Genomic DNA, 23,752 nt, shown 5'->3' on the forward strand with positions numbered 1-23,752 from the left:
TACGGCGGCGCACCGCGACGTCAGGCCGGGTAGGCGACACCGGTCGCGGCATGGCAGCGGTATCCATGCGGATTCTTCGCCAGATACTGCTGGTGGTAGTCCTCGGCGTAGTAGAACCGTCCGTCGCCCGCCTGCGCCAGCGGTTTGATCTCGGTGGCGATCGCACCCTCGCCCGCAGCGTCGAGTGCGGTCTGGAAGGTTGCGGCGGTGCTGCGGACGACGTCAAGGTCCGCGTCGGTCAGGGCGTACACGGCTGACCGGTACTGGGTGCCGATGTCGTTGCCCTGACGCATCTCCTGCGTCGGGTCATGCGACTCCCAGAAGACCTTCAGCAGGCCTTCGAGATCGACGACGGCCGGATCGAAGACCACCAGCGCCGACTCGGTGTGACCGGTCCGCGCGGTGCAGGTCTCCTCATAGGTCGGGTTGGGCGTGTAACCGCCCGCGTATCCGACGGCAGTCGTGTACACACCGGGGACCTGCCAGAAGATCTCCTCGATCCCCCAGAAGCAGCCACCGGCCAGGACGATCGCGTCGAGGCCGTCGTCGAAGCGTCCGATGCCGTGTACGTGGGAGCCGTCGGCCTCGGCCCGACCCCGCATCGGCGTTCCGAGAACGAGGTGCTCGCCCGGGACCGTGATCTCGGACGAGCGGCCGGGCAGTGCAGCGTCGGCGGCGACGAGATCCTGTTTGCGTGAACCGGCGGCGAAGAGCTGGTCGAGCCATGACATGCGCCAAGTCTACGCGCGGTGGGATACGGCCCGGCGACGACGAGTTGAGCTGACCGTTCGAGTCTGTTTATGATGGCGGTCACATCCGTGGCACTGTGATACCGATCACTCGTACGCCATCGCGGCCCGTCCGCCAGCAGGGATGTGCAGCCGTTCCAGGGACGAGAGGCGACGATGGCGACGCACGCGACCGGAGATCTCCGACGCGCCCCCGGGCTCGGTCGGACCGCTCCAGGCGCCAACTACGACGTCGCGAGGAGTTGCCGCACAAGCGCCCTGACCATTCTCGCGCTCATCGCGGTCTTCATCCTGCTCATCCTCATCTGAACCCAGCCGCCTCGATGCGGCCTGGTCAACTCTCAGCCGACGCACTCTCGCGTCGTTGACATCTCAACCGCACTTGATGTTTCTTGGCGCGGGATTGTTGCAATCACCCATGCTCTGGGGAAGGCTGGAAGCATTCGCGTGGCGCCCGGCGGAGTCGTCGGAGCCATGCGTGGACAGGGAAACGAGTAGCACCTCAGAGAGGAACATCGTGGCTGAATACACCTTGCCGGATCTCGATTACGACTACGCGGCACTGGAACCGCACATCTCCGGCAGGATCATGGAGCTCCATCACAGCAAGCACCACGCCACCTACGTCAAGGGCGCGAACGACACCCTGGAGAAGCTGGCCGCGGCCCGCGACGACGACAGCATCGCCGGCAAGGTCTACGGACTCTCCGCCACCCTGTCGTTCCACCTGGGCGGTCACACCAACCACTCCATCTTCTGGAAGAACCTGTCGCCCAACGGCGGTGGCGAGCCCGACGGCGACCTCGCGGCCGCCCTCACCGAACAGTTCGGTGGCTTCGACAAGTTCAAGGCCCACTTCACCGCCGCCGCCACCACCCTGCAGGGTTCGGGCTGGGCGATCCTGGGTTACGACACCATCGGCGGCAAGCTCGTCATCCTGCAGCTGACCGACCAGAGCGGCAACATCCCTGCCGCGATCATCCCGGTCGTCATGCTGGACATGTGGGAGCACGCCTTCTACCTCGACTACCAGAACGTCAAGCCCGACTACGTCAAGGCGTGGTGGAACGTCGTGAACTGGGCCGACGCCAACGAGCGTCTCGCCCGCGCGAAGAGCCAGGGCAGCGGCCTGGTCGTCCCGGCCTGATCCCGGTTCGCCGAACCTCAACAGCGCCGGTCACCTTCGGGTGACCGGCGCTGTTTGTTGTTCGGGGCCACGTTCTCTGCTGCGAGCAAACCCCTGCTCCCCCGACGTGCGAGGCGAAGCCCCCCTGCTCCCTGATCCGAGAGTGCGACACATCCATTGCTCCCTGAGGTGCGAGGAGCGTTAGCGACGAGCCACGAAGGGTTTGGCGACGCATCTCACCAGGACCCTTCGTGACGGCCTCCGCAAGCTCCGGCCTCCTCAGGGAGCAGTGGGTGGGCCCGCTCCGAGACAACGAATTCCGTCGCGGTCCACGACGGCCGTCGGGCCGCAGATACTGAGGAGCGAGCTTACGAGTGTCGCCCTCAGAGAACGAGCGTGACCGTGATGGCGACCGCGCAGGCCAGGCCGATGACGATGAGCGCCACCACATCTGCGCGCCCGGGGCCGGCCTGATGGGCGGTCAGGCGGCCGGTGCCGCCGCGGGCGGTGATCGCCTCGGACATCTCGGCGCTGCGTCGGAGCGCCGACGACATCGCCGCGGTGATCAGATCCATGATCCCCATCTCCGCCGACGGATGGTCGCTGCGGCCCTTGGCCGTCGGCCGGAGGCGATGCGCCGCACGCAGCATGCGCAACTCCTCGATGAGCAGCGGAAGACCTCTGAGGCACAACGCGATCGCGACCGCCCACTCATCGACGGGCAGCCGGAGCCACCGCAGCGGGCGCATCAGCCGCGCCAGCGCCGGCGCCACGTCGGCCATGGGAGTGGTCCAGATGACGAGGATCGAACTGGCGACGAGGACGAGTGCCAAGGTGATCGCGCGTAGGAAGACCAGGGCGCCGGGGATGCCGGCGAACGACACGTTGAACGCGACACCGATGCCGATCAGACCCCAGAACCACCACGGCGGACGAGGTATGGCGCCCAACGGGATTCCCGCGACGAGGGCGGTGATCACCACCACCGCGGCGACCATGCCCAGCGCCGGCCACGAGGGCAGTACCCAGGTCATGATCCCGAGGATCAGCACGATCACGAGTTTGGTCCCCGCCCACAGCCGGTGCACGAACGAGTCGCCGGGAACCTGCCGCAGCGGGACGGTACGCATCGTCATCGGGTTCCTCCGTCCCAGCCGGGTGCCTGGTCGATCATCTGCTGCGAATCGGGCAGGAGACGCCCGTCGACCAGCCTGACGCGCCGGGTACACACCGACTCCAACGACTCGAAGTCGTGCGAGATGATCACGATGGTCATCCCGTCGGCGCGGAGCCGGGCCAGCAGTGCGACGATCTCCTCGCGTGCCGGCGGATCGAGACCGGCCAGCGGCTCGTCCAGGACCAGCAGGTCGGGATGGCGCGCGATGAGACCGGCCAGCACGACACGCCGCATCTGTCCACCCGACAGCGCGTCGACCTTGGTGACCGCCATCCGGCGCGGCAACCCGACGAGTTCGAGGACCCGGGCGACCTCGGCGGTGCCCACTTTTTCCCCACCGGCCGCCATGATCTCGTCGGCGACGGTGACCTTCTGCAGTTGCAGACGCGCGTGCTGGAATCCGAGTCCGACCGCGCCGACCCGCTCCGTCATCGGCGTTCCGGCGTCGAAACCCGCTCCGGGAGTGATCTTCTCGTGGATGTCCAGCAGACGGCAGGTACCGGTCCCGGGCGGGAGCAGGCCGGCCATGATCCACGCGAGTGTCGTCTTGCCCGATCCGTTGCCGCCGACGACGAGGAGTCCCTCGCCGCGGTAGACCGTCAGCGAGATGTCCTGCAGGGCAACGACCTCCCACGGTGAGCCCGGCAGGTGCGCGTAACCCACCTGGTCGAGCACGAGGAGCGGCCCGCCGATCCGCGAGGTCGGTGCGGGCGGGGGCGACGGGCGCGGGTTCGGCGCGCCCAGGTCGGCGTCGGGACCCGGCATCCAGTCGGGCGCGTGCGGCACGAGGCGTCCCCCGGCCAGGTGGATCACCCGATCGGCCGCCGCCGCCTCGCTGCCGCGGTGCGTCACCAGGACGACGGCGATCCCCCGGCGTGCCGGGAGGCCCGCCAGCAGCGCCAGCAATTGTCCCCGGCCTTCCGGGTCGACCATGGACGTCACCTCGTCGGCGATGAGGAGCTGCGGATCACGGGCGAGCGCCGCGGCGATCGCGAGCCGCTGCTGCTGACCGCCGGACAGGTCCGTGGTCTCCCGGTCACCGAGTCCGGCGAGACCGACCTCGTCGAGCAGTGCTTCGACGTCGACGTCGACGCCGGGCGGCAGACCCCAGACGACATCGTCGGCGACGCGGGAACCCAGCATCTGTATCTCTGGACGCTGCAGGACGAGCGCGGTCCCGCCGTGCGCGCCCAGACCGGGCAGGCCCGGCCGGTGGACCACACCGGTGGACGGGTCACGCCCGGCCAGGATCTTCGCCAGCGTCGACTTCCCGGAACCGTTGGCGCCGACGACGGCGACGAACTCACCGGGATCGATCCGCAGGTCGATGTCGTGCAGCACCGGGCGCGCCTCCGGTGCGTAGGCGAACCCGACGCGTTCGAAGACCAGCGGAAGCGGCGCGATGCCCGGATCGTGGGCCGCGGCGACCACCGCGGCCGGGGCGAACCCCGACGGGACGGCGTCGAGTGTGTCCTCGCTCGGCACGTCCCGCAGCCTGCTGATCACGGAACCGAGGATCCACCACGCGACGAGCAGCGAGATCGCGGTGCCGAGGGTTCCCGACACCCAGACCCACACCCACCAGTCGTCGGCGATGCTCCGGCTCATGGCGTCGAGCCCATCGGCGACGCCGCCGGTCGGGCCCCATCCGTGCAGCCACTTCGCGACGCCGTGGATGGAGTTGGTCATCGCCTCGATCGTCAGCTCACGCAGCGGCACCAGGATCAGGAGGATCAGCACGGAGATCCCACCGAGCACCGGCGAGGCGACCAGCGTGGCGACCCCGAGCACACCGATCCCCCGGCCCCGGCGCTTGATGTCGCCGACCAGGCCGCCGACCAGCGCGGATCCGAGGACGGTTGCCATCGCGCCGGTGCCCGCCATCGCGAACGCGACCGCGGTGGTGGCGACCGTGGCGGTGACCAGGGCCCGCGGCCGCGTACGCGCCGCGATGAGTGCGAGCGGCACCGGGGCGAGCAGTCCGGCGGCCTGGGCCAGTGGGATGACCGACGCGATGACCACCGCCGCGACGGTCAGTCCGCCGAAGATCGCGACGGACGCGAACTCCATGGGTCGCAGCGGGGGCGAGTTCTTCACCGGTCCAGTGTGCCTGGTGTCGTCGCCCCCACCGGCGGGGACAGTGCTCCGCGACCACCGCTGTCGTTCGTTCGCATGTTAAAGATCCATCACAACACGGTGTTTCGAGTTGTCGACGCCTCGCCACCGGTGGAAGGTCTTCTCACCAGGGTCGGCCGTCGGTCCCCAGTCCGTGGATCACCCGAGGTCGTGCCCGGGTCGGAGGAGGACATGATGCAATCGATTCCGATCGGCCTCACACCGTTCCAGCACGAGGGCACGCTGAACGGCATTCTCATCTCGGGCCGCTGGCCGGAGTCGACGCTCGAGTGGACGCAGACGCTGGTGGCCTCGGTCCGGATCGCCTGCCGGCCGGGTTTCCTGCCCACGACGACGATCTTCGGCGTGGTCGAGCAGCGTCCGGAGCAGGGTGAGGCGGACACCGTCGGGATGATGGTCGCGATCGGCAATGTCGTCGACGACAGCTTCGTCGAGGCGGGCCGCTTCCTGAACAATCCGCCGGCGCTGGTCATGCTGCATCCCCCGTCGCAGACGCGCCCGTCCCTGCCCGAGTGTTCCCAGGTCGCCTCCGGGTGCGTGCTGCTGCCCGGACTCCCCGAACTCGGGCTCGAACACCGGGCGGGATGGGCCGAGGCGGAGGCCGACGGCACGGTGGTCAACCTCCGCAATCAGGTGGGTATCGACCCCAACGCCGACCCCGACACCGCGGTGCTGGCCATGCTTCTCGCAGCGTAGGGCGGGGCGGCCGCCCGAAGGCCGTACGACGGGTCACCGACCGCGGATACGGGTCCCCGAACATCTGATTTTGATGTCCCTACCTGCGGAAATACGGGTCTTCGACGAGTTGCGTCCGCGAGTTAGCGCTGACTAACCTGGCGTCCGTGATTGCCGCCCTGCTCCTCAGCTTCGGCGTGATCTTCGTGGCCGAACTCGGTGACAAGTCACAGCTGATGGCGATGACCTACGCCCTGCGCTATCGCTGGTGGGTCATCCTCCTCGCGATCACTGTGGCCACAACCGCAGTGCACGCGGTCTCGGTGTTCTTCGGCCACTTCCTCGGTCTGTCGATACCCACCACGCTCCTGACGATCCTCGCCGGCCTGGCGATGCTTGTCTTCGGCCTCTGGACGCTGCGCGGAGACCGGCTCGACGACGAGGAGTCCAACCGGGCGACCCGCGTCGGCGCCTCGGTGTTCTTCGCCGTCATGTCGGCGTTCTTCCTCGCCGAACTGGGCGACAAGACCATGCTCGCGACCATCACGCTGGCCACCGACAACGACTGGCTCGGGGTCTGGATCGGGTCCACGCTCGGCATGGTCGCCGCCGACGCTCTCGCCATCGGCGTGGGTGTGCTCCTCGGCCGCCACCTCCCCGAGCGCGTCATCGCGATCGGCGCGGCAGTTCTCTTCTTCGCGTTCGCGGCCTCGCTCATCACCGACGGTCTGATCGGTGCGTCGGTGCCCGTGATCGCCGGCACGCTCAGTGCAGTCGTGATCATCACCGGGATCGGCATCGTGCTGATCCGCCGGGAGAACCGCCTCCGTTCCGACGAGGGCGTCCGAGCGCTCGTTCGGTAATTCAGGGGGTCTTTCGCGGTTGGTGCGAGCCGTCTGACTATCGTGAAACTGCAGCACGAGCCGGAGCGGCGTCGCCGACGACGGCGGCGCGGCCGGCAGGAGAACGGGTCGGGTACCGCGAAAGGATCACCTCACACATGGACGTTTCAGGCGCTTCCGTACTGGTCACCGGCGGGGCCTCCGGCCTCGGTGCGGCCACCGCACGGCGTTTCGCCGCAGCCGGCGCCCAGGTCTTCGGCCTCGACCTGCAGGCCTCGATCGACAAGGCCGCGCCCACCGACGGAGTCACGCTGGTCGCGGCCGACGTCACCGACGAGACCCAGGTCCAGGCCGTCATCGACACCATCGCCGAGTCCGGGACACCGCTGCGTGTCGCGGTCAACTGCGCCGGCGTCGGCTGGGCCGCACGGATACTCGGCAAGAAGGGACCGCACGAGCTCGACCTCTTCCGCAAGGTCATCGACATCAACCTGGTCGGCACCTTCAACGTCATGCGACTGGCCGCCAACCGCATGCAGGAAGAGTCCACCATCGACGGCGACGGTCAGCGCGGCGTCATCATCAACACCGCATCGGTGGCCGCGTTCGAAGGCCAGATCGGTCAGATCGCCTACGCGGCGTCGAAGGGTGGTGTGCACGCGATGACCATCTCGGCGGCTCGCGACCTCGCACGCGTCGGCGTGCGCGTGTGCACCATCGCCCCCGGCACCATCAGCACGCCGATGCTGGCTGGTGTCACCCCCGAGTTCCAGAAGACCCTCGCCGAGGGCATCCCGTTTCCGCAACGTCTCGGCGAGCCCGACGAGTACGCGCAATTGGCGGAATTCATCGTCGCGCACAACTACCTCAACGGAGAGACCATCCGCATGGACGGCGCGATCCGGATGGCGCCGCGCTAGTCCGACCGACTCGTTGGATTCACCTGAGGCGACTTCGCCTGTTCGAGGGCCGGCCGGCGCGTCACCGGTCGGCCGGCTCCTCGACCAACTGCACGGCGTCGAGCGCCCGGGCCAGTCTGATCAACGGCACGGCATCAGCTTCGAGACTCTCGCCATCGGCCGGCGCCAGGTCTCGGACGGCACCGCCGTCACCCTCACGCGGATCGTGTCCGGCCACGGCGGCCCGCAACAGCCTCGCCTGCACCTCGGGTTCGGCATACCCGAACACCGCCGGGACCCGAGGACTCAACTGCGTCAACGCGTCTCGGGTCTCGACGACGCGCCGATGCAATCGGGTGGTCGGTGTCAGCCGGCCGGCATCCGGTAGCACCACTTCGGGGACCGCGTCGGTCACCAGTCGCCACAGGGGCACGAGTTCGGCGTCGAGGCGTCGACGACGCCGGTTGGCCGCGACCGACTGAACCCGCGCGTAGACCATCGGATAGCTGATCCCCATCAGGAACGTGACGACGCCGACGATGGCGACGGCCCGATTCGTCGTCAGGAGCCACGGCGACCGAACGACGTTCGTCGCGGACACGATCACGAACACGATCTGACAGACCGCGCCGACCGCGAGACACGTCAGACCCGTCATCAGAAGGCCAAGGGACACACGGAGATAGCCGTCCGCCGTCGCATAGAACTTGCGGACGCTGTTGACGCAGGCGACGAAGCCGTAGGCGAGGTAGCCGCTGGCGATCAGCATGAACAGCGCGAAACCCCAGTTCTGGACGGTCCATTCGTCGATGGTCGCGGTCCGGATCTCGACCGGGATGACCAGCATGGTCACCTGCAGCCCGACGAGTGCCACGACGAGGGGCAACGCCTCCCATCCGGCCCGGCGTTCGCGCGTGACCTTGCCGGGGAAGAAGAACACCACCACGAGCGCCGCGACCCCGATCGCGAGGAGCGCGTAGAACGCCACCCTCGACAGGCCGGTGAAACCGACCTCGTTGAGCACGTCGGCGACCGAGTCGTCGACGACGACGAATGCGAGGGTCAGCGCCGCCACGGCGATCATCATCGCCAGCGGCTGCAACCCCCATCCCGCACGGCGGATCTGATCGAGGCGCCAACAGAACGCGAGGGCGAAGACGACCGCGGCGACGGCGTTGACCGCGCCGATCCCGACGTCCACCCCGGAGGCCAGCAGATTGACCGTCGGGCCCCCGCCCGCGACAGTGATCACGCCCAACAGGGACTCACATTCTTCCCGGTGCCGCAACCGACCGGCGTGTCACAGCCATCCGCGATGACCCCCCAACAGTTTCTGGAGTCCACGCAGTTCGCCGTGCGACGCGGTGCTCCCGACGCCGGTGCCGGCGTCCTCGGCCCAGCCGAGAATCAACGAGGCGAGCATCTCGGCTTCCCACTCGGCGTCGTCGGAGTAGCACGTGCGCCGGAGCGCGGCTGCCGACTCGTCCTGCGTCAGGGCGGCGATCCCCGCCGCCGAGGCCTCACCGAGGATCTGATGGCCGGCGATCAGATGGCCGAACTCGTGGACGACGATCTGGTTGCGGTGCAAGCGTGAGGTGTGGGCCTGGTGGAAGAAGTAGTCCGCGTCGGTCGCGGCCAGCCAGATGCCGTTGGGAACCCCCGCGGGCAATGCATGCTCGATCAACCGGATGGGCCGACCGCGACGGTCACCGTACCGTTCGCAGAGTTGAGCCACGTCGAGGGGCAGATCGAGATCGAGCCCCTTCAGCTCGGCGCGGCACAACGCGCGCAATGCGCGCTCGGATCGACGCATGAGCTCATCGAATCACAAGCGCGTACCACGCCGGAATACAGCCGCGGCGATCGACTTCGCTGGCCTGTCCGGGCCGACACCCCTCGGTCCGGAACGAATGGCTCCGCGAACGCCTCACCGGCGGTCAGTCGTCGCTGTGGTCTCCGACGACGCGAAGCCGCGAATCGGCCGACGGCTTGGTGTCGCTCAGACCGGCCGCGATCACGTCCGGCGGATCCTTGGGCAGACCCTGCTGCTCGCGCAGCACCTTGATCAGCTCGTTCACCACCGTGACCGAATCACTCGACAACCCGGCCAGGCGGAAGGCCGCCAGCTGGACGTTCGTGTCGGCCTGCAACCGCATCAGATCGATCTCGTCGCGGGTACGCTGCGCGGCCCGATCCTCGAGAAAGTAGTGCACGTCGACCCCGAAAGCGGCCGCGATGCCCTCCACCGTGCGGAACGAGGGAGACTTGGCCTTCCCCGATCGCAGTTGGCTCAGATACGACTCGCCGAGTCGGAACCCCCGCTCGGTCGATCGCGCCGCGATCGCCTTCGCGCTGTACGCCCTACCGTTCGGACCAGGAACCGTCCGGAACAGTTCCTCGAGCCGCCGGGCGAACAGCCCGGGGTCGAGAGCATCCGCGTCCGTCGTCCTCGAACGATCGGAGTCGGTGCGTCCGGTGTCGCCCATAGGCTTCTCCGCCCCTCCTGAAGTCATGACAATCTTCTCCGAAACGCAAAATTTGAATTTGCAAGCATTAAAGTCCGCTGTACACGGCCGTTGCAACGATCGGTACGATCAGAAAGTACCGGACCGCCGCGCTCTGCGCGTATCACCTGTGAAGATGGTGTAACGATCGATAGTGTGGCGTTCTTCACATTCATGGGGGTCATGGGTTGCCGACGCGGAACCGTCAGATGAACATTCGGGTTCGGCCCGCGGTGCGCGTCGATCCGCCGCATGGTGTCAGCGACGATGTTTCACCCCCTCGACTGTACGCCTGACGAACGATGAGCCACCGTCTCCCGACCCCCCGCGGCGCCCGTGCCAAGCCGCGTGGTCTCGCCGTCCTTCTGATCGCTCTCGCGGCGATCCTCTTCATCGTCGTCGCGCCCGGAGTTGCGTCGACAGCCCCACCCGGCCCCGATGCGCCAGGCGCCGACTGGGCGGGTGACACCGACTCCGACTCCGACTCCGACTCCGACAGCGATCCCGATGACACGGACGAAGTCGACGACACCGACACCGACACACCCGCGGGCTCGGCGACCGATGACCCCGAGACGACCGAACCCGAAACCACGGACCCCGAGACCACCGATCCCGAAACCACGGACGAGTCCTCCGCACCGTCCCATCCCACGGACTGCGGTTGTGGATCGTCGCCCATGCCAGGGACGTCGGACACGACGAGCGAGACCACCAGCACGACCACGACCACGACCACGACCACGACCACGACCAGTACCGACGATCCGGATCCGTCGGCGTCCGGGCGCGAGACCACGTCCGGGAGCGATGGCGACGGTGACGACCCGTCCCGCGGCACCCGCCGGGAGGAGGACGCTCCCTCGGCGTCCGATGGCGATGTGAGCGGGTCCGACCCGGCCGGGGGCCCCGCGAACACCGGTCCGGCCGTCGCCGACGTACCGTCGGTCGCCCTTCCTGGTGGAGGTGGTTCGACCGGGCCGACTCCGGACTCCGGCCCCGCGAGCGGGCCGGACACCGATCGTCGTTCTCCCCAGCCCGCCACCGACGTCGAATCCGACGGCACCGACACCTCGCAGACGGTTGCGGGTGCCGCGGGTCCGCCGGTCGATCCGCCGCAGGCATCCCCCGGTGTGCCGGGGGACTCGACGTTGACGTCGGTGCGGAAGTTCGTCCTCGGCGTGGCGCCGGGAGCACTGTTGCTGCTCGGCGCCGTCGCCCTGCTCGGCAGCGGGTCGTTCCTCGACTCGTTGCGCTCGATGCGTCCCTGACACGCGGCGACGAGACGTTCGACCCAGCGGTCGGCTGCGGTCGTCAGCTCGCCCGGAACCGGTCGAGCAGATCCCGCTCGTGGGGCACCTGCGCGGCCGCGCCGTCGGTCATCCACTCGCGCAACACTTTTGTGGCACGGACATCGTCTTCGTTGTATTCGAGAAGTCGCCGGCGCTGCCCGTCGTCGGGGCGCCCGCCCCCGAGCGCGACAGCCGCCCGGTACCACTCCATCGACGCCTCGCCGCTCGCGTCGTCGTCGCGCCACGAGAACCCCGCGACCGGCGCCACTCGTTTCAAGCCCTTGCCCCGCGGGCAGATGAAGTTCTCGCCGACCGCCTCGTAGATGTCCACCCATTCCGACGATGCGATGAAGGCCTGGACCTCGGCGCGCGCCGGGATGCCCGGCTCGCCGGCAAACCGGTCGGCCGAGCCCAGCAGCCATCGGTTCTCCGCCTGCTGGGAGTAGCAGTAGGCCGCGAACGTCTTCCCGGCCTCGCGGGCGGCGGCGCGTTCGGCCATGAGCCATCCCCAGAACTCGGCGAACGACCGCGCTTCGTCGCGCGTGGGCAGCGGGTCCCAGGTGACGAACGGGCGGTACTCGACGGGCACTTCAGGATCGGTGGTGTCGGTGCGCAGTGTCCCCCACAGATACGCCCCGTGCTCGCCGTAGCTCTCCATGTCGACGTCGATCTCGATGTCGGCGCGGTGGACCCGCGGCGAGTCGACGCGCCGGACGAGCTCGGTGCCGGTGAGCCAGGCGATCGCGTTGATGATCGCGTCGCCGAACCGGACGCCGCCCGGCCAGCCCTCCGGTGGGGCCCCGCGCTGTGCGGCCAGTTCGTCGATCGTCGTGATCCCTGCGTCGATCAGGACCGAACCCTGGTTGCCGCTCGCCACGAGACTGACGTCGCGCTTCTCCTCGAGCTCCGGTCCGCAGCGCACCCACCACGGGCACGAACGGCATTCGCTGATCCGGCGGGGCTCGGTGGGGACCTTCCCGCCCGCGACCGCGAGCCGATGCTCGAGGATCGCCGAGTAGTCCCCGAGCATCGCCCCGGTGTCCAGGACGACGATGCAGTCCGCGTCCACGCCGATCACGCCGCCGCGCAACTCCGTCGTGTCGGTCGACGACGCCCTGCCGATCTCCACGAGCATGGCGGTGAGATGAGCCAGCCGGAGGTTGTCCCGTCGGTTCGGCCGGCCGGTCCGATACGGGTCGGGGCTCGGTGCCCACATCCAGAACGGACTGGTCACCAGGCTGGGCGCACGCCCGTCCGGTTCCGGCGTCGATTTCGCCGGCTGGCTGACCCGGTGATTGACGACGATGACCGGTGTGTAGCCGTCCCCCACCCGCACCAGCAGTTCGGAATGGCCACGGCGCCCGTGCTCCCGGTCGGTCGGCAGGGTCGCGTTCCAGATCCACGACGCCCCGGCGTCGCAGGCACGCAGCGTGGCCGCGGCGCGCTCAGCGGTGCTCGCATCGGCGTCGACGACCACGAACGCGCCCGGCTGATCGCTGTGTACCCCGCGGAGCAGCTCGCGGATCGCCGCCCGATGGTCGGCCGCGGCCTCCTTGCGACGCTGCACGCCAGGCGGATCGGGTTCGTCGGCGGGACGTCTGTCGTGCGCGAAGTCGAGGGCGACCCGGTGCTCGCAACCGGCGAGGTCGCGCGGCGACAACACGACAGGGACCACGCCATCCCTTTCCGGGCTCGAACGGACGGACACGTGGTCGGATACAACCACATGTCATGCTTGTACTTGTTATCACGCGCGCCTGACGTCGGGAGCGAAGCGAGCGGGGCCACGAAGTGCGGCGCCGGACGCGATCGAGCGAGCCGGTCGACACCGGCGCCGGGAGCGGAACGAGAGCAGGCCGGGGGTCGACTGCGGTCTTCTCGGCAGCAGCGAAAGGGCATTCGATGGGATTGTTCTCCTCCGACGGTACGACTCGTGCTCAGCGCAAGGCAGAGGCCAAGGCTCTCAAGGCGAAAGCCAAGCTGGAGGCCAAGTTCGACGCCAAGTCGCGGCGCAAGGAACAAAAGGCCCGGCGCAAGAACGAGCACAAGTACTTCCAGAAGGAGATGAAGGCCGAGCGCAAGACCGCCAAGCAGCTCGCCAAGTCCCAGACGAAGGTGAGCAAGGCCGAGGCGAAGAAGTTCGCCGTCGAGGCGCAGGCCGCGGCCGACGCGAAGGCTCTCAGCCCGGCCAGCGTGAAGCGCTACCTCACCGTCGCCCGGCTCGTGGCACCGATCGCCGCACCCGTCGTCTACCGGGCCGCGGTCGCCGGACGCGAACAGCTCTCCACACTGCAGGCGAACCGCGCGGGGGTCTCACCGGAGGTGTTGCGCCAGTTCAGCGGTCACGGAGCGACCCTGTCCGCGCGGATCGCGACCACCCGTACGGCACTGGAGAAGGTCGTCGCGCAGGACACCAGCTCCGACTCCACGGATTTCGTCGCGGCGATGACCAAGCGCCTCGACAATCTGGACGTCGCGGTGCAGACCGCCGAGACGATGTCGGCCGGTCAGCGCCGCACCGCCCACAAGTCCATCGCCGACGAACTCGAAGCCGTCGACGCCGACATCCTCGCACGGCTCGGGGTCCGTTCCTGACCCACGGTCCGAGCCGGGTCCTCGCCGCGCCGGTGGGCGGCGGCCGCTTGGGTGAGATCGGCGAGCGATCAGCGGTACGTGTGGAAACAGGCTGCGGGATCCGGTCGCCGGTGCCCGGTTCCGGGGCACACCATTAGGATGGGTGCGAACGTGTCGCGCGGCGCAGCAGTTGCCGGGCGCCTGCCGGACACTTGCGAGGGAGCGCCGTATGACCGACCCGGATCCGAACGCCACGCCGTCCGCCGGTGAGTCGAACCAAGACGAGCAGGCGCTGTTCCCGATTGCCGCACCGGAAGAGTCCGCCTCCGGGCCCGACGCCGCACCCGCCGCGCCGGTAGCGAAGAAGGCCTCGCCGGAGACGGCGGCCGCCGAATCCGGCGGCGACAAGCTCCCGCCGAAGAAGGCGGCGAAGAAGAGCCCCGCGAAAAAGGCGCCGGCCAAGAAGAGCCCCGCGAAAAAGGCCGCCGGGGCCGCACCGGCGAAGAGGTCGGCAGCCAAGAAGGCGCCGCCGAAGTCGGCGCCGCCCGCCCCGGAGCCAGTGGATCCGCCGACTCCGACCCCGGAACCCGAAGCGCCTCAGGTGTCGTCGGCCACGACCCCGGCGTCGCCCCCCGAGCCGCCGGTGACGCACTCCCCGAAGCCGGCCCCGACCGCGTCCTCGGCCCCCGCGCCCGCCGATCCCACGCCCGCGCACCCGCCGGTCGATGTGGTCGCCGAATCAGACGCCGCCCGTGCGACTTTCGCGCAGTTGCGATCGGGTTCGCCCACCGAACCCCCGACCACCAATCTCACGCCCGCGTATGCCGGGCTCGCAGCTGTGGTCGCGCTGATCGTCTTCGTCGTGTTACGCCGAGTCCTGCGCTGACGGTCCCGCCGCCGACGGGGCGGTGGTCGACCCGTTCGCCGGGGCGAGATCGCCGACCCGGTCGAGAACCGCGGCGACAACGTCGTCGGCGTGCGCTTCGGGCAGCCAATGGTCGGCACCGCGCAACGCGATGAACTCGTACTTCGCGTCGACCCACCCCGAACACAGGCGGGCCGCCTCCTCGCCGATCGCCGGGTCCGCGTCGCCCCACACGAACGTGGTCGGGACGCGGACCCGCCGGGGCGCGGATCGCCTGTCGGGGAGCGGCATCGCGCGATACCAACCCAGCGCGCCGGGAAGGGCGCCGTAGTCACCGATCTCACGGGCGATCCGCGACGCGAACGGTTGCGGAAGTCCCATCCGCTCCCCGAAGTCCGGTTGTGTTCGCATCGCCCAGCCGAGGAACTTCTCGGGCAGGACCGGAATCTGGAAGGCGGCCATGTACCAGGACCGGAAGATCTGTCCGTGGCGCATCGAGCGCAGGAAGGCCCCTGGGTGCGGAACAGACAGGGCGGTAAGCGTCTTCACCCGATCGGGATGGTGCGCGGCGACCGCCCACCCGACGAGTGCGCCCCAGTCGTGGCCGACGACGTGGGCTCGTACGAGGCCTGCGGCGTCGAGCAAGGCGAGCACGTCCGCGGTCAGTTCGCTCTGCACGTAGTCCCGTCGGCGTGCGGGGCGAGCACCGGGCGAGTACCCACGCTGGTCCGGTGCGAGGGTCCTGAACCCGTTGTCGTGCAAGATTTCCGCGACCAGTTCCCAGCACGAGGCCCGCTGGGGGAACCCGTGCAACAGCACGATCGGTTCACCGTCGATCGGACCTTCGTCGGTGACGTCGAAGGTGTGGGGTCCGCGGTCGAACCGGGTGATGCGCGTCGTCATCGATGACCTTTCTGTGTCCGATTCACACCATGGCGATCACGCGCGCCGGACCGCCGGTACCACCGGCGAACTTCGGTGCGCCGACGATCACGGTCGAGCCATGGGCCGGAACGGCTTCCAGGTTCGCCATGGCCTCGACCGCGTAGCGCCCACTGCCGAGGATCGCCGTGTGGGCACCGGTGGCCCCGCGGACGTCGACGCTGAGCGTGTCGGTCCCGATGGCCACGGCTCCCCTCTCGGCCACGAGCATCCCGACCGCGGCCGGCGAGAAGCCGGCGGCATCCGCACCGCCGGTTCGTGGTTGCCACCCGGTGTGCAGCGCGATCAGCGCGCCCCGCGGGATCGGGCCGTTCCTCGACTCCCACTCGGCGACATCGCGTTCGGTCAACTCGGCACGCCGGTCTCGGCGTGCCCTGGACTCGATGCTGATGACCACGAGCGGCGCGACGAGGTCGGCCGGGTCGATACGGTCGACGCTGATCCCGCCGCCGATCTTGTGCGCCGGTGCATCGACGTGGGTGCCGGTGTGTTCGGCGAACGAGACCCAGTTCGTCGAGAAGCCCGAATCACGCCCTCGCACACGAGACGTCGGAACCGTCACCATCGGCGGGTTGCCCGGCCACACCGGGAACGACGGCGACAACGTGTGCGTGAGGTCGACGACCCGGCCCGCCGGCGCGCGACCCGGCGCTCCGCGGGACGGAGCCGCCAGCCCGGTGCCTGCCGCCACCGATGCCGAGATCCCGGTTGCCACACCGGCCGCCACGCGCAGCGCCGTGCGACGAGACATCCGGCGGGCTTCGTCGTGGACGTACTCGACGATCGCGTCGTCGCACACGATCAGCCGTCCGAACGCACGCGCAGGATACGGTCCGAGCCCTCGCCGTCGCTGGTCGTCAGGACCAGCGAACCGTCGGGCGCGACGGCCACGCCACGCAAGCGGCCGTGCGCGCCCTGCAGCGCCTGCGTCTCCGACACCACCCGCCGGCCGTCGTCGGAGAGTTTCAGGAACACCAGTCGTTTGCCTTTGAGCGCCGTCAGCACGACGCCGCCGTTGTATGCGCCCCAACCGGTTTCGGGCAGGAATGCGATCCCCGGCAGAGCGATCGTCTCGTTGCCCGAACTCCAGACCGGACCGATCGCACCGGGGACCCGGACCGGATCGGTCATCGGCACCGATTCGTCGTAGATGATCGGTGTGCGATCGGGCCTGTAGCCGTAGTTGCCCCCGGCGACGATGCGATTCAGCTCGTCGTCGCGGCTCGTGCCCTGCTCGATGGCGTACACGCGACCGGTGCCGGGCTGGACCGCCACGCCCTGTACGTTGCGATGCCCGAGGCTGTAGATCGGACTGCGCGGGTTCGGGTTACCCGGGGCCGGGGTGCCGTCGAGGTTGATGTGCAGCACCTTGCCGCCCAGGGACGTCCGCGATTGCGGAATCCACGGGGTGGCGTTGTCACCGGTACCGACCCAGAGGCTGTCGCCGGTGGCCGCCAGACCGCAACCGCCGTGCCGACCCGACGCGTTGACCGGAATGCCGCTCAGCACAGTTCGTTCGCGGGCCATCTGAGTCCAGTCGGCGCCCACCCGCCAGGACACGACCTGGATGGTCTGACCGGTCTGCGGGAACTCGATGGGGATGTTCGACAACGATCCCGGGACCCCGGGTGCGCCGGGCACGGTCGACTCCGCCTGGCACGAGTACACGCGGCGGGTCTGTTCGAACCGCGGATCGATGGCGAGACCCATCAGCCCGGACTCGCCCTGCGCGAAGATGCGCGACAGGTCGGCGCGCACGTTGACGCGCTGCCCGCCCGGCCGCACCGCGACGAACCGGCCCGAGCGTTCGCCGGTCAGCACCGTTCCGTCGGGGGCGACGACGACGCCCCACGGGATGCTCAGTCCGTCGGCGACGGTCGTCACCCGCAGCCCGGGTGCCGCGTCGGCGGCGGGCGCGGACACCAGGGCGCCGACGAGCGCAGCCGAGACGGCCGCGGTCAGCACCCCCAGACGCGTCCGACGGGATCGGGTTACGGGGTCTCTGCGCAGGCGGGGGCTCCGAGTCACAGGGCCTACCGTAACCACGCTCACACCGATGCGGCAGTGCAACGCGCGTCTCGGCTCCAGAGAACCCGCGCCTGATCGCTGATCCGACGAGTCCAAGTCGCGGGACCCTTCGTGGCTCGTCGCTAGCGCTCCTCGCACCTCAGGGAGCAGACGGAGCACCCCACAGACCAACGGCTTTGCTGTTCTTTCGGATCAGGGAGCGGAGTACGCGCGCGTCGGGATCTGTTTTTCAGCGCCCCGGCAGGTACTTCAGCGCGCGGACGGCGGTCGGCGTAATGGCGCGGTAGATGCTCGTCGGGACCACCGGCATGCGGTCGATGCCGATGAACCGCTGCTCGGCGATGGTTTGCGGCTCGGTGTACTTCAGGAGGCCCTCCTCACCGTGGCGGCGTCCCATGCCGGAGATACCCATGCCGCCCATCGGGGCCGCCGTCGACGCCCACGCCGCGGCGTAACCCTCGTTGATGTTCACCGTCCCGGCGCGCAGTTGCTCGGCGACTTCCTGCGCCTCGGCGCTGCTACCGGCGAAGACGCTGGCGTTGAGGCCGTAGTCGGTGTCGTTGGCGAGCTTGATCGCCTCGTCGGTGGAGTCCACCGGGTAGATCGAGACGACCGGTCCGAAGGTCTCGTTCGCGAAACACACCATGTCGTCGTTGACGTCGGTGAGGACCGTCGGCTCGAAGAAGAAGGGGCCCAGGTCCGCGCGACGCTTGCCGCCGGCGAGCACCTTCGCGCCCTTGGCGACCGCGTCCTCGACGTGCGCTTCGGCGGTGTCGATCTGGGCGGCCGAGGCCAAGGAACCCATGTCGGCGCTGAAATCGTAGGAGGCCGACAGCTTCATCGTGGAGACATACGCGGCGAACCGCTCGGCGAAGTCGTCGGCGATCTTCTTGTCGACGTAGATCCGTTCGATCGAGATGCACAGCTGCCCGGAGTTGGAGTACGACGCGCGCGCCGCGCCGCGCACGGCGTTGGCGATGTCGGCACTCGCGGTGACGACCATCGGGTTCTTGCCGCCGAGTTCGGCCGAGAAGCCGATGAGCCGACGCCCGGCCTGTTCGGCGAGGGTGGCCCCGGTCTCCGAGGAGCCGGTGAACATCACGTAGTCGGTGCTGGCCATGATTGCTTGCCCGACAACGCTTCCCGGCCCGGGCACCACGGCGTACAGCTCACGCGGCAGACCCGCCTCGTACAGCAACTCGGCCAGGGCCAGCGCGCAGTACGGCGTCTGGCTGTCCGGCTTGATCACGACGCCGTTGCCGGCGATCAGGGCGGCCACCGCATCGGACACGGCCAGTGTCAGCGGGTAGTTCCACGGGCTGATGATGCCGACCACACCCTTGGGCAGGTAGCGCACGCGCACGCTGGTCGCGCCCGGAAGCATGCCCTTGACCTTGCGATCGGCGAGCAGCTTGGGCCCGTTCGTCGCGTAGTGCCGCGCGGTGATCGAGACGTCGATGACCTCTTCTTGCGCGTAGATGCGCGCCTTGCCGGTCTCGGCCTGCGCGATGTCCATCAGCGACGCCGCGTTGCGGTGGACCAGGTCGGAGAAGCGGTCGATGATCGCGGCGCGGTCGGCCGGCGTGCGGGCCGCCCATCCCTCCTGCGCCTGGCGGGCCCGAGCGACCGCCACCTCGAGATCGTCGGCGGTGGCGACCGGGATGGTCGCCATCTCCGTCCCGCTGAACGCCTCGAGGACGGGGCGCGTGGGACGACTCGCGGCGTCGTCGATGGCGACGAGCGCACCCAGGCGAGCGAAATAGTCGGCGGTGGGCTTCGGCATGGCGGTGCTCCTCAGCGCTGTGCGGGTGTCCGGTCTTCGATGTGGATCGTGGTCTCCGGTCGGGGCTCTACTGGTTGTCTCCAGCGGCGACGAGCACGATGCCGTCGTCGTCGGAGTAGACGATGTCGCCGGGGGTGAAGGTCTCGCCGCCGATGGTCAGCGGGACGTCGCGCTCGCCGGCGCCGGTCTTGGTCGACTTGCGCGGGTTGGTACCCAGGGCCTTGACCCCGATCGCCATCCCGCCGATGGTCTTGGCGTCGCGGATGGCGCCGTTGACGATGATCCCCACCCAGCCGTTGGAGCGGCCGAGTTCGGCGATGAGGTCTCCGACCAGTGCGGTGTGGACCGACGCGTCGCCGTCGACGACGAGCACCCCGCCGGGGTTGGATTCACCCAGAACCGACTTCAGCAGGGCGTTGTCCTGGAAGCACTTGACCGTCGACACGCGTCCGACGAACTCCCGGTTTCCGCCGAACTGCGTGAACTGGGTGTCGCAGCTACGGACGTCGGCGCCGATCTCGTCGACGAGGTCGGCCGTCGGGGTGAAGGTCAGCTCGCTCATGCCGAACAGTTTAGGTGTAACCGCAAGTAGCTGGTTACTCGCGGGTAGGGATGGGCCGCACCCCGCCGATGATCTCGGCGACGTCGTCCGGGCGCTCCGACACGAGGAAGTGCCGCGCCCTCGGGAGTACCGCGATCTCATCAGCGTTCAACACCTCGGCGTACCGTCGCTGCTTCCATTCCCAGAAGTGGCGCCACCCCGGGAGCCTGGACGACGCCACGACGACGATCACCGGGACGTCCGGCATCGGCTCGGACCGTCGCAGACTCCGCAACGTCTGGTTCATCGACCCGAACGCGGCGTTCTCGACGAGAAGGGCCAGGAGGTAGGGCGGCTGCCCGAAGACGCGCGTACTCCATCGGCGCTGCTGCTCGCCTCGACCCTCCGGTGGCGCGGGCACGACGCGGCTCCACACCTGGAAACTCGGCCAGCGACGTATCCCGACGCGGCTCGTCACCGCGCGCGCCGCACCGACCACCCGATGGGCGTTGCCCACCCGGAACGACAGCGGGACGATCCGCCACGGGAACAAGACGAATGACCCGTCGAGGATGACGACACCCGCGGTCCGCTCGGGATATCGGCGTGCGAACGCCTCCACATACAGCGACGCCAGCGAATGCCCCACGACGACAACCGGTTCGGCGATACCCCGAGCGTCGAGCACCGCGGCCATCCGCTCCACCTCGCCCAGCAGCGACGGATGGTGACGCCGACCGATGGGATCGGACAGCCCGTAACCCGGGCGGTCGTACCGCACGACCCGCCACGACGAGACGAGCCGCGCGACAAGCGGATCGAGGTCGAACCAGTTGCTCCCGAGCGCCGCCATGAGCAGCAGCGGCGGACCCGCCCCCTCGTCGAGCACGTGGAGCCGATGCTCCCCGACCGTCACGAACTCACCGGGTGAATCCAGACCCGCGTCGGGTGTCGTCTCGTGCACGCGTCCAGTGTGCCCGCGCGGATGGCGCGGCGTCGCCGGACGGCACGACGCGCTCACAGCCGATCCGTCAGCGGTCGTCCTGCGCGTCCAGGCAGCTCCGCAGCCGTCTCAGGCCGTCCCGGATGCGGGATTTCGTGGTGGGCAGGGGTGTGTCGGTGCGCGCCGCCACCTCGGGATAGGTGAGTCCTCCGAAGTACGACATCTCGAGGCTTCCTCGTTGCAGTTCCGTGAGATGTCCGAGGCAGGTGTGCACTGCGCTCACCTCCACCGACCGCAGCACCGCTTCGAGCGGAAGATCCTGCGTCATCTCGGGCTCGGCGGCCCGGACGCCGTACTCCGACAACCGCTCGGTCTGCATGTCCTCGGTACGGACCCGGTCGACGGCGCGCCGGTGCGCGATCGTCATCATCCACGTGATCACCGATCCGCGGGTCGGGTCGTAGTCGGCCGCCCGCTGCCAGTACTGCAGGTAGGCCTCCTGGACGATCTCCTCGGCGTAGTGCCGATCACGCACCACCCGGACGGCCAGACCGTAGATCCGCGAACTGGTCAGGTCATAGAAGCGCGTGAACGCCGCTCGGTCCCCTGCGGCCACCAGAGCCAGCAGGTCGCGTAGGACCTGCGATTCTCCCCCGCCCCCATGATCCGCATTCGCGGTGGCGTCGCTCTCCCTCGGCGCCACGGTTTCAGGTATTGCCGGGTCGAGGACGAGGCACGGGAAGGCTCAGTGGCTGCCTGGGAGTCGCCGTGAACCAGATGAGGGTCGGGTGCATGTCAGCGACGGTCCGCCCGACGGTCCTGGTGTACGAGCTCTTCGACAACCATTCCGGTACCTCTCGTCAGACGTCGGGGGTCGATGAGTAGGTCGTTGGACCCTAGCGCGTCGTTACACATTGTGTTCGGTTGTAGCCCGTTGGGAGGACAGCAGGCCCTTCGAAGGGCCAGGACCATTCAACGACGGCGGAGTGGTACCCAAAACCTCTCCGCGGTGAACTACACATGACATCCGCTTGCCCGGAATCGGCCCGCACACCTAGCGGTCGGGGTAGGAATACGCGGTGGCCACCTTTCGCCAGCCGGGCCCGGTGCCGGCCGAGATGCTGCGCACAGGCGCACTCGCCGTGCGCGGTGCAATCCGACCACGCCCACCAGACCTGCGACTCATCGACGCGATTGAGGACGCCAGGCTCCCCGACAGCGAGGTGACGGTCCGGGTGCGCGCGCTGCCCCAGGTCGCACGACGGGTGCCGCTCGCCGGCCTCGTCGAGGGAGCTCGTACCCTGCGTCGCGCGTCGTCGGCGATGACGACCTTCGTGGTCGAGCACCCCGAGGCCACGTTCTTGGTCGATCCCGGCTTCTGCCGCGACGCCCACCACCGCGTCCTGCCCGAATTGCCGACGATCTTGCGCCCGCTGATCACCCCGCCGCGGTCGACGGTCAGCACCGCCGACGGTCTCGAGCTGCGGCCGCTGCACCGCTCCCCCGACTTCGCCCTGCCGACGCACGCTCACTGGGATCACGTGTGCGGCCTGCTGGACCTGCCCGGCCTGCCGGTGTGGCTACCTCGGCCCGAACGCGAATGGATACTGGCGGGCACGCGACCACCGGTCGGCGGGGTGCGGGCGGCTCTGACCGACGGCCGACCGATCCTCGACTACGAACTCGACGGCCCGCCCGTGTCCACATTCGTCGCGAGCCACGACCTGTTCGGCGACGGCTCCGTGGTCGTCGTCGACCTCGGCGGGCACACCCCCGGGAGCGTCGGCGTCCTGGCCCGCACGTCCTCCGGCCCGGTCCTGCTCGCCGGCGATGCGGCCTGGCACTTCGAGCAGGTGGCGCGCCTGCGCCAGAAGCCGAGCATCCCCGGCGAATTCGTCGACGACGACCGCGACGCGGCGTTCGCGACGCTGCACCGGCTCCACCTGGCCCGCCACACCGTGCGCGTGATCCCCACCCACGACCACGACGCCGTCGGAGCACTCTGCGGCTGAGGTGAACTGGGGGGCGGGCTCACACGTGAAGAAGTCACACGCATGGACCTGTCCCGTGCGACACCTCAACTGCCACCTCGGGTCAGGAGGGTTTCGGCGAGCGGTGGCCGGATCAGAATCAGAGGCCCTGATTCGAATCCCCGCCTCGATTGTCCCCGCCGCCTCCGTTGTCCCCGCCGGTTTCGCAGACGGCCGCGACATCTCGGGGCGTGTTCCCGGGAGTGCGGTAGGTCTGGACGGCCCACGCGACCTTCTTTTTCGTCACAGGAGACAGCACCTCGGTCCGCCGGATGCCGACCGCGAAACACCCACCGGTCATTACGAGTTTCTGGAGTTCCCCTCCATCGAGCCACCTGCCGATCCCGCTGTACGGCAGATCCGTTCCGGCAAGAGCCGGCACGATCCCGGTACGCGCGATGTCACGCGTCTGCGCCGCATTGAAGAGCGTATTGAACTCCATACGGACACCGACGTTGGGCCAGAACCAGTTCTGGTAAATCGTCGGGAACGAGCTGAAACCCGCTCCCGCAGGGGTACTCAGGCCGTGACCCTCGCCAACGGGTGCCGCCCCGGCCACACCGCCGTAGAGTCCCACACCCGACCCCGTCAGCATCACGGCCGACGCGGCGATCGAAACCACAACTCTCCGCGCACTTTTCATCTC

The 23,752-nt window shown here is 68.9% G+C and carries 24 protein-coding genes; 9 read left to right on the top strand and 15 right to left on the bottom strand.

The window, feature by feature from the left end; genetic code table 11:
* Positions 1–20: 20 nt before the first annotated feature.
* Positions 21–731 (bottom strand): peptide-methionine (S)-S-oxide reductase MsrA, encoded by a 711-nt coding sequence (gene msrA, locus ACFUEJ_RS15165; RefSeq protein WP_065631282.1) that lies wholly within the window; start codon positions 729–731, stop codon positions 21–23.
* A 174-nt stretch (positions 732–905) separates the two neighbouring features.
* Here msrA and ACFUEJ_RS15170 point away from each other — a divergent pair, with 174 nt between their 5' ends.
* Positions 906–1,058: a hypothetical protein gene (locus ACFUEJ_RS15170; protein ID WP_175401143.1), complete on the top strand. Its 153-nt coding sequence runs from the start codon at positions 906–908 to the stop codon at positions 1,056–1,058.
* Between the two features lie 208 nt (positions 1,059–1,266).
* A complete protein-coding gene (locus tag ACFUEJ_RS15175; RefSeq protein WP_004021423.1) occupies positions 1,267–1,896 on the top strand; it encodes a superoxide dismutase in 630 nt (209 codons plus the stop codon).
* A 362-nt stretch (positions 1,897–2,258) separates the two neighbouring features.
* Here the strand turns inward: ACFUEJ_RS15175 and ACFUEJ_RS15180 are convergent, their stop codons facing one another.
* Together ACFUEJ_RS15180 and ACFUEJ_RS15185 are read right to left on the bottom strand one after the other, a co-directional pair.
* Positions 2,259–3,011, bottom strand: a complete 753-nt coding sequence (locus tag ACFUEJ_RS15180) for an energy-coupling factor transporter transmembrane protein EcfT (protein WP_065631284.1) — start codon at positions 3,009–3,011, stop codon at positions 2,259–2,261.
* Positions 3,008–5,149 (bottom strand): ABC transporter ATP-binding protein, encoded by a 2,142-nt coding sequence (locus tag ACFUEJ_RS15185; protein WP_197414703.1) that lies wholly within the window; start codon positions 5,147–5,149, stop codon positions 3,008–3,010. The genes ACFUEJ_RS15180 and ACFUEJ_RS15185 overlap by 4 nt, the downstream gene beginning before the upstream one ends.
* A gap of 213 nt (positions 5,150–5,362) precedes the next feature.
* Here ACFUEJ_RS15185 and ACFUEJ_RS15190 point away from each other — a divergent pair, with 213 nt between their 5' ends.
* The 3 genes from ACFUEJ_RS15190 to ACFUEJ_RS15200 all read left to right on the top strand — a co-directional run bounded on the left by ACFUEJ_RS15190 (position 5,363) and on the right by ACFUEJ_RS15200 (position 7,625).
* Positions 5,363–5,884 (top strand): hypothetical protein, encoded by a 522-nt coding sequence (locus ACFUEJ_RS15190; protein WP_058253731.1) that lies wholly within the window; start codon positions 5,363–5,365, stop codon positions 5,882–5,884.
* A 146-nt stretch (positions 5,885–6,030) separates the two neighbouring features.
* Entirely contained in the window at positions 6,031–6,726 is a 696-nt protein-coding gene (locus ACFUEJ_RS15195; protein ID WP_388030308.1) for a TMEM165/GDT1 family protein, read from the top strand.
* 137 nt (positions 6,727–6,863) lie between these two features.
* Positions 6,864–7,625: an SDR family NAD(P)-dependent oxidoreductase gene (locus ACFUEJ_RS15200; protein ID WP_137809851.1), complete on the top strand. Its 762-nt coding sequence runs from the start codon at positions 6,864–6,866 to the stop codon at positions 7,623–7,625.
* 61 nt (positions 7,626–7,686) lie between these two features.
* Here the strand turns inward: ACFUEJ_RS15200 and ACFUEJ_RS15205 are convergent, their stop codons facing one another.
* The 3 genes from ACFUEJ_RS15205 to ACFUEJ_RS15215 form a co-directional block, all read right to left on the bottom strand.
* Complete coding sequence (locus ACFUEJ_RS15205) at positions 7,687–8,862, bottom strand: MAB_1171c family putative transporter (protein WP_388030310.1); 1,176 nt, start codon at positions 8,860–8,862, stop codon at positions 7,687–7,689.
* Between the two features lie 42 nt (positions 8,863–8,904).
* Positions 8,905–9,417: a hypothetical protein gene (locus ACFUEJ_RS15210; RefSeq protein ID WP_058253708.1), complete on the bottom strand. Its 513-nt coding sequence runs from the start codon at positions 9,415–9,417 to the stop codon at positions 8,905–8,907.
* Between the two features lie 124 nt (positions 9,418–9,541).
* Positions 9,542–10,117 (bottom strand): helix-turn-helix transcriptional regulator, encoded by a 576-nt coding sequence (locus ACFUEJ_RS15215; RefSeq protein WP_058253707.1) that lies wholly within the window; start codon positions 10,115–10,117, stop codon positions 9,542–9,544.
* Between the two features lie 293 nt (positions 10,118–10,410).
* Between ACFUEJ_RS15215 and ACFUEJ_RS15220 the strand changes: the two genes are divergently transcribed.
* A complete protein-coding gene (locus tag ACFUEJ_RS15220) occupies positions 10,411–11,379 on the top strand; it encodes a hypothetical protein (protein ID WP_388030313.1) in 969 nt (322 codons plus the stop codon).
* Positions 11,380–11,422: 43 nt separating this feature from the next.
* Here the strand turns inward: ACFUEJ_RS15220 and ACFUEJ_RS15225 are convergent, their stop codons facing one another.
* Positions 11,423–13,075 carry a TM0106 family RecB-like putative nuclease gene (locus ACFUEJ_RS15225; RefSeq protein WP_388030316.1) on the bottom strand — a complete coding sequence of 551 codons (1,653 nt, stop codon included), beginning with the start codon at positions 13,073–13,075 and terminating at the stop codon, positions 11,423–11,425.
* Between the two features lie 227 nt (positions 13,076–13,302).
* Here ACFUEJ_RS15225 and ACFUEJ_RS15230 point away from each other — a divergent pair, with 227 nt between their 5' ends.
* Together ACFUEJ_RS15230 and ACFUEJ_RS15235 are read left to right on the top strand one after the other, a co-directional pair.
* A complete protein-coding gene (locus tag ACFUEJ_RS15230; protein WP_065631292.1) occupies positions 13,303–13,995 on the top strand; it encodes a DUF6474 family protein in 693 nt (230 codons plus the stop codon).
* 208 nt (positions 13,996–14,203) lie between these two features.
* Complete coding sequence (locus ACFUEJ_RS15235; protein WP_388030319.1) at positions 14,204–14,860, top strand: hypothetical protein; 657 nt, start codon at positions 14,204–14,206, stop codon at positions 14,858–14,860.
* Here the strand turns inward: ACFUEJ_RS15235 and ACFUEJ_RS15240 are convergent.
* From ACFUEJ_RS15240 to sigK, 7 genes are all read right to left on the bottom strand, one after another.
* Positions 14,840–15,742, bottom strand: coding sequence for an alpha/beta fold hydrolase (locus tag ACFUEJ_RS15240; protein ID WP_065631294.1), 903 nt, complete (start codon positions 15,740–15,742; stop codon positions 14,840–14,842). The genes ACFUEJ_RS15235 and ACFUEJ_RS15240 overlap by 21 nt on opposite strands.
* Before the next feature lie 22 nt (positions 15,743–15,764).
* Positions 15,765–16,580, bottom strand: a complete 816-nt coding sequence (locus ACFUEJ_RS15245; protein ID WP_388030321.1) for a cyclase family protein — start codon at positions 16,578–16,580, stop codon at positions 15,765–15,767.
* A gap of 2 nt (positions 16,581–16,582) precedes the next feature.
* Positions 16,583–17,746, bottom strand: coding sequence for a PQQ-dependent sugar dehydrogenase (locus ACFUEJ_RS15250; RefSeq protein ID WP_388030324.1), 1,164 nt, complete (start codon positions 17,744–17,746; stop codon positions 16,583–16,585).
* A 292-nt stretch (positions 17,747–18,038) separates the two neighbouring features.
* A complete protein-coding gene (locus tag ACFUEJ_RS15255; RefSeq protein WP_259937639.1) occupies positions 18,039–19,592 on the bottom strand; it encodes a succinic semialdehyde dehydrogenase in 1,554 nt (517 codons plus the stop codon).
* Positions 19,593–19,659: 67 nt separating this feature from the next.
* On the bottom strand, positions 19,660–20,154 hold the full coding sequence (rraA, locus tag ACFUEJ_RS15260; protein WP_226512069.1) for a ribonuclease E activity regulator RraA: 495 nt from the start codon (positions 20,152–20,154) through the stop codon (positions 19,660–19,662).
* Positions 20,155–20,188: 34 nt separating this feature from the next.
* The gene (locus tag ACFUEJ_RS15265) at positions 20,189–21,097 is read right to left on the bottom strand and encodes an alpha/beta fold hydrolase (protein WP_065631298.1); all 909 of its coding nucleotides are present in this window, start codon (positions 21,095–21,097) and stop codon (positions 20,189–20,191) included.
* A gap of 67 nt (positions 21,098–21,164) precedes the next feature.
* The gene (gene sigK / locus ACFUEJ_RS15270; protein WP_065631299.1) at positions 21,165–21,779 is read right to left on the bottom strand and encodes an ECF RNA polymerase sigma factor SigK; all 615 of its coding nucleotides are present in this window, start codon (positions 21,777–21,779) and stop codon (positions 21,165–21,167) included.
* A gap of 376 nt (positions 21,780–22,155) precedes the next feature.
* Here sigK and ACFUEJ_RS15275 point away from each other — a divergent pair, with 376 nt between their 5' ends.
* A complete protein-coding gene (locus ACFUEJ_RS15275) occupies positions 22,156–23,088 on the top strand; it encodes an MBL fold metallo-hydrolase (protein ID WP_254661270.1) in 933 nt (310 codons plus the stop codon).
* A 118-nt stretch (positions 23,089–23,206) separates the two neighbouring features.
* Here the strand turns inward: ACFUEJ_RS15275 and ACFUEJ_RS15280 are convergent, their stop codons facing one another.
* Positions 23,207–23,728, bottom strand: coding sequence for a hypothetical protein (locus ACFUEJ_RS15280; RefSeq protein ID WP_388030328.1), 522 nt, complete (start codon positions 23,726–23,728; stop codon positions 23,207–23,209).
* Between the last annotated feature and the right edge of the window lie 24 nt (positions 23,729–23,752).

Origin of the sequence: Gordonia sp. NPDC057258 (assembly GCF_042668985.1) — a bacterium.
In the GTDB taxonomy this organism is placed as follows: Bacteria; Actinomycetota; Actinomycetes; order Mycobacteriales; family Mycobacteriaceae; genus Gordonia; species Gordonia hongkongensis.

Bases quoted from the DNA above. Each gene is read 5' to 3' on its own strand.
- ACFUEJ_RS15230 (WP_065631292.1), top strand. From the start codon at position 13,303: ATGGGATTGTTCTCCTCCGACGGTACGACTCGTGCTCAGCGCAAGGCA.
- ACFUEJ_RS15220 (WP_388030313.1), top strand. From the start codon at position 10,411: ATGAGCCACCGTCTCCCGACCCCCCGCGGCGCCCGTGCCAAGCCGCGT.
- ACFUEJ_RS15210 (WP_058253708.1), bottom strand. From the start codon at position 9,417: ATGCGTCGATCCGAGCGCGCATTGCGCGCGTTGTGCCGCGCCGAGCTG.
- ACFUEJ_RS15240 (WP_065631294.1), bottom strand. From the start codon at position 15,742: ATGACGACGCGCATCACCCGGTTCGACCGCGGACCCCACACCTTCGAC.
- ACFUEJ_RS15180 (WP_065631284.1), bottom strand. From the start codon at position 3,011: ATGACGATGCGTACCGTCCCGCTGCGGCAGGTTCCCGGCGACTCGTTC.
- msrA (WP_065631282.1), bottom strand. From the start codon at position 731: ATGTCATGGCTCGACCAGCTCTTCGCCGCCGGTTCACGCAAACAGGAT.
- ACFUEJ_RS15200 (WP_137809851.1), top strand. From the start codon at position 6,864: ATGGACGTTTCAGGCGCTTCCGTACTGGTCACCGGCGGGGCCTCCGGC.
- ACFUEJ_RS15215 (WP_058253707.1), bottom strand. From the start codon at position 10,117: ATGACTTCAGGAGGGGCGGAGAAGCCTATGGGCGACACCGGACGCACC.
- ACFUEJ_RS15255 (WP_259937639.1), bottom strand. From the start codon at position 19,592: ATGCCGAAGCCCACCGCCGACTATTTCGCTCGCCTGGGTGCGCTCGTC.
- ACFUEJ_RS15190 (WP_058253731.1), top strand. From the start codon at position 5,363: ATGCAATCGATTCCGATCGGCCTCACACCGTTCCAGCACGAGGGCACG.
- ACFUEJ_RS15235 (WP_388030319.1), top strand. From the start codon at position 14,204: ATGACCGACCCGGATCCGAACGCCACGCCGTCCGCCGGTGAGTCGAAC.
- rraA (WP_226512069.1), bottom strand. From the start codon at position 20,154: ATGAGCGAGCTGACCTTCACCCCGACGGCCGACCTCGTCGACGAGATC.
- ACFUEJ_RS15170 (WP_175401143.1), top strand. From the start codon at position 906: ATGGCGACGCACGCGACCGGAGATCTCCGACGCGCCCCCGGGCTCGGT.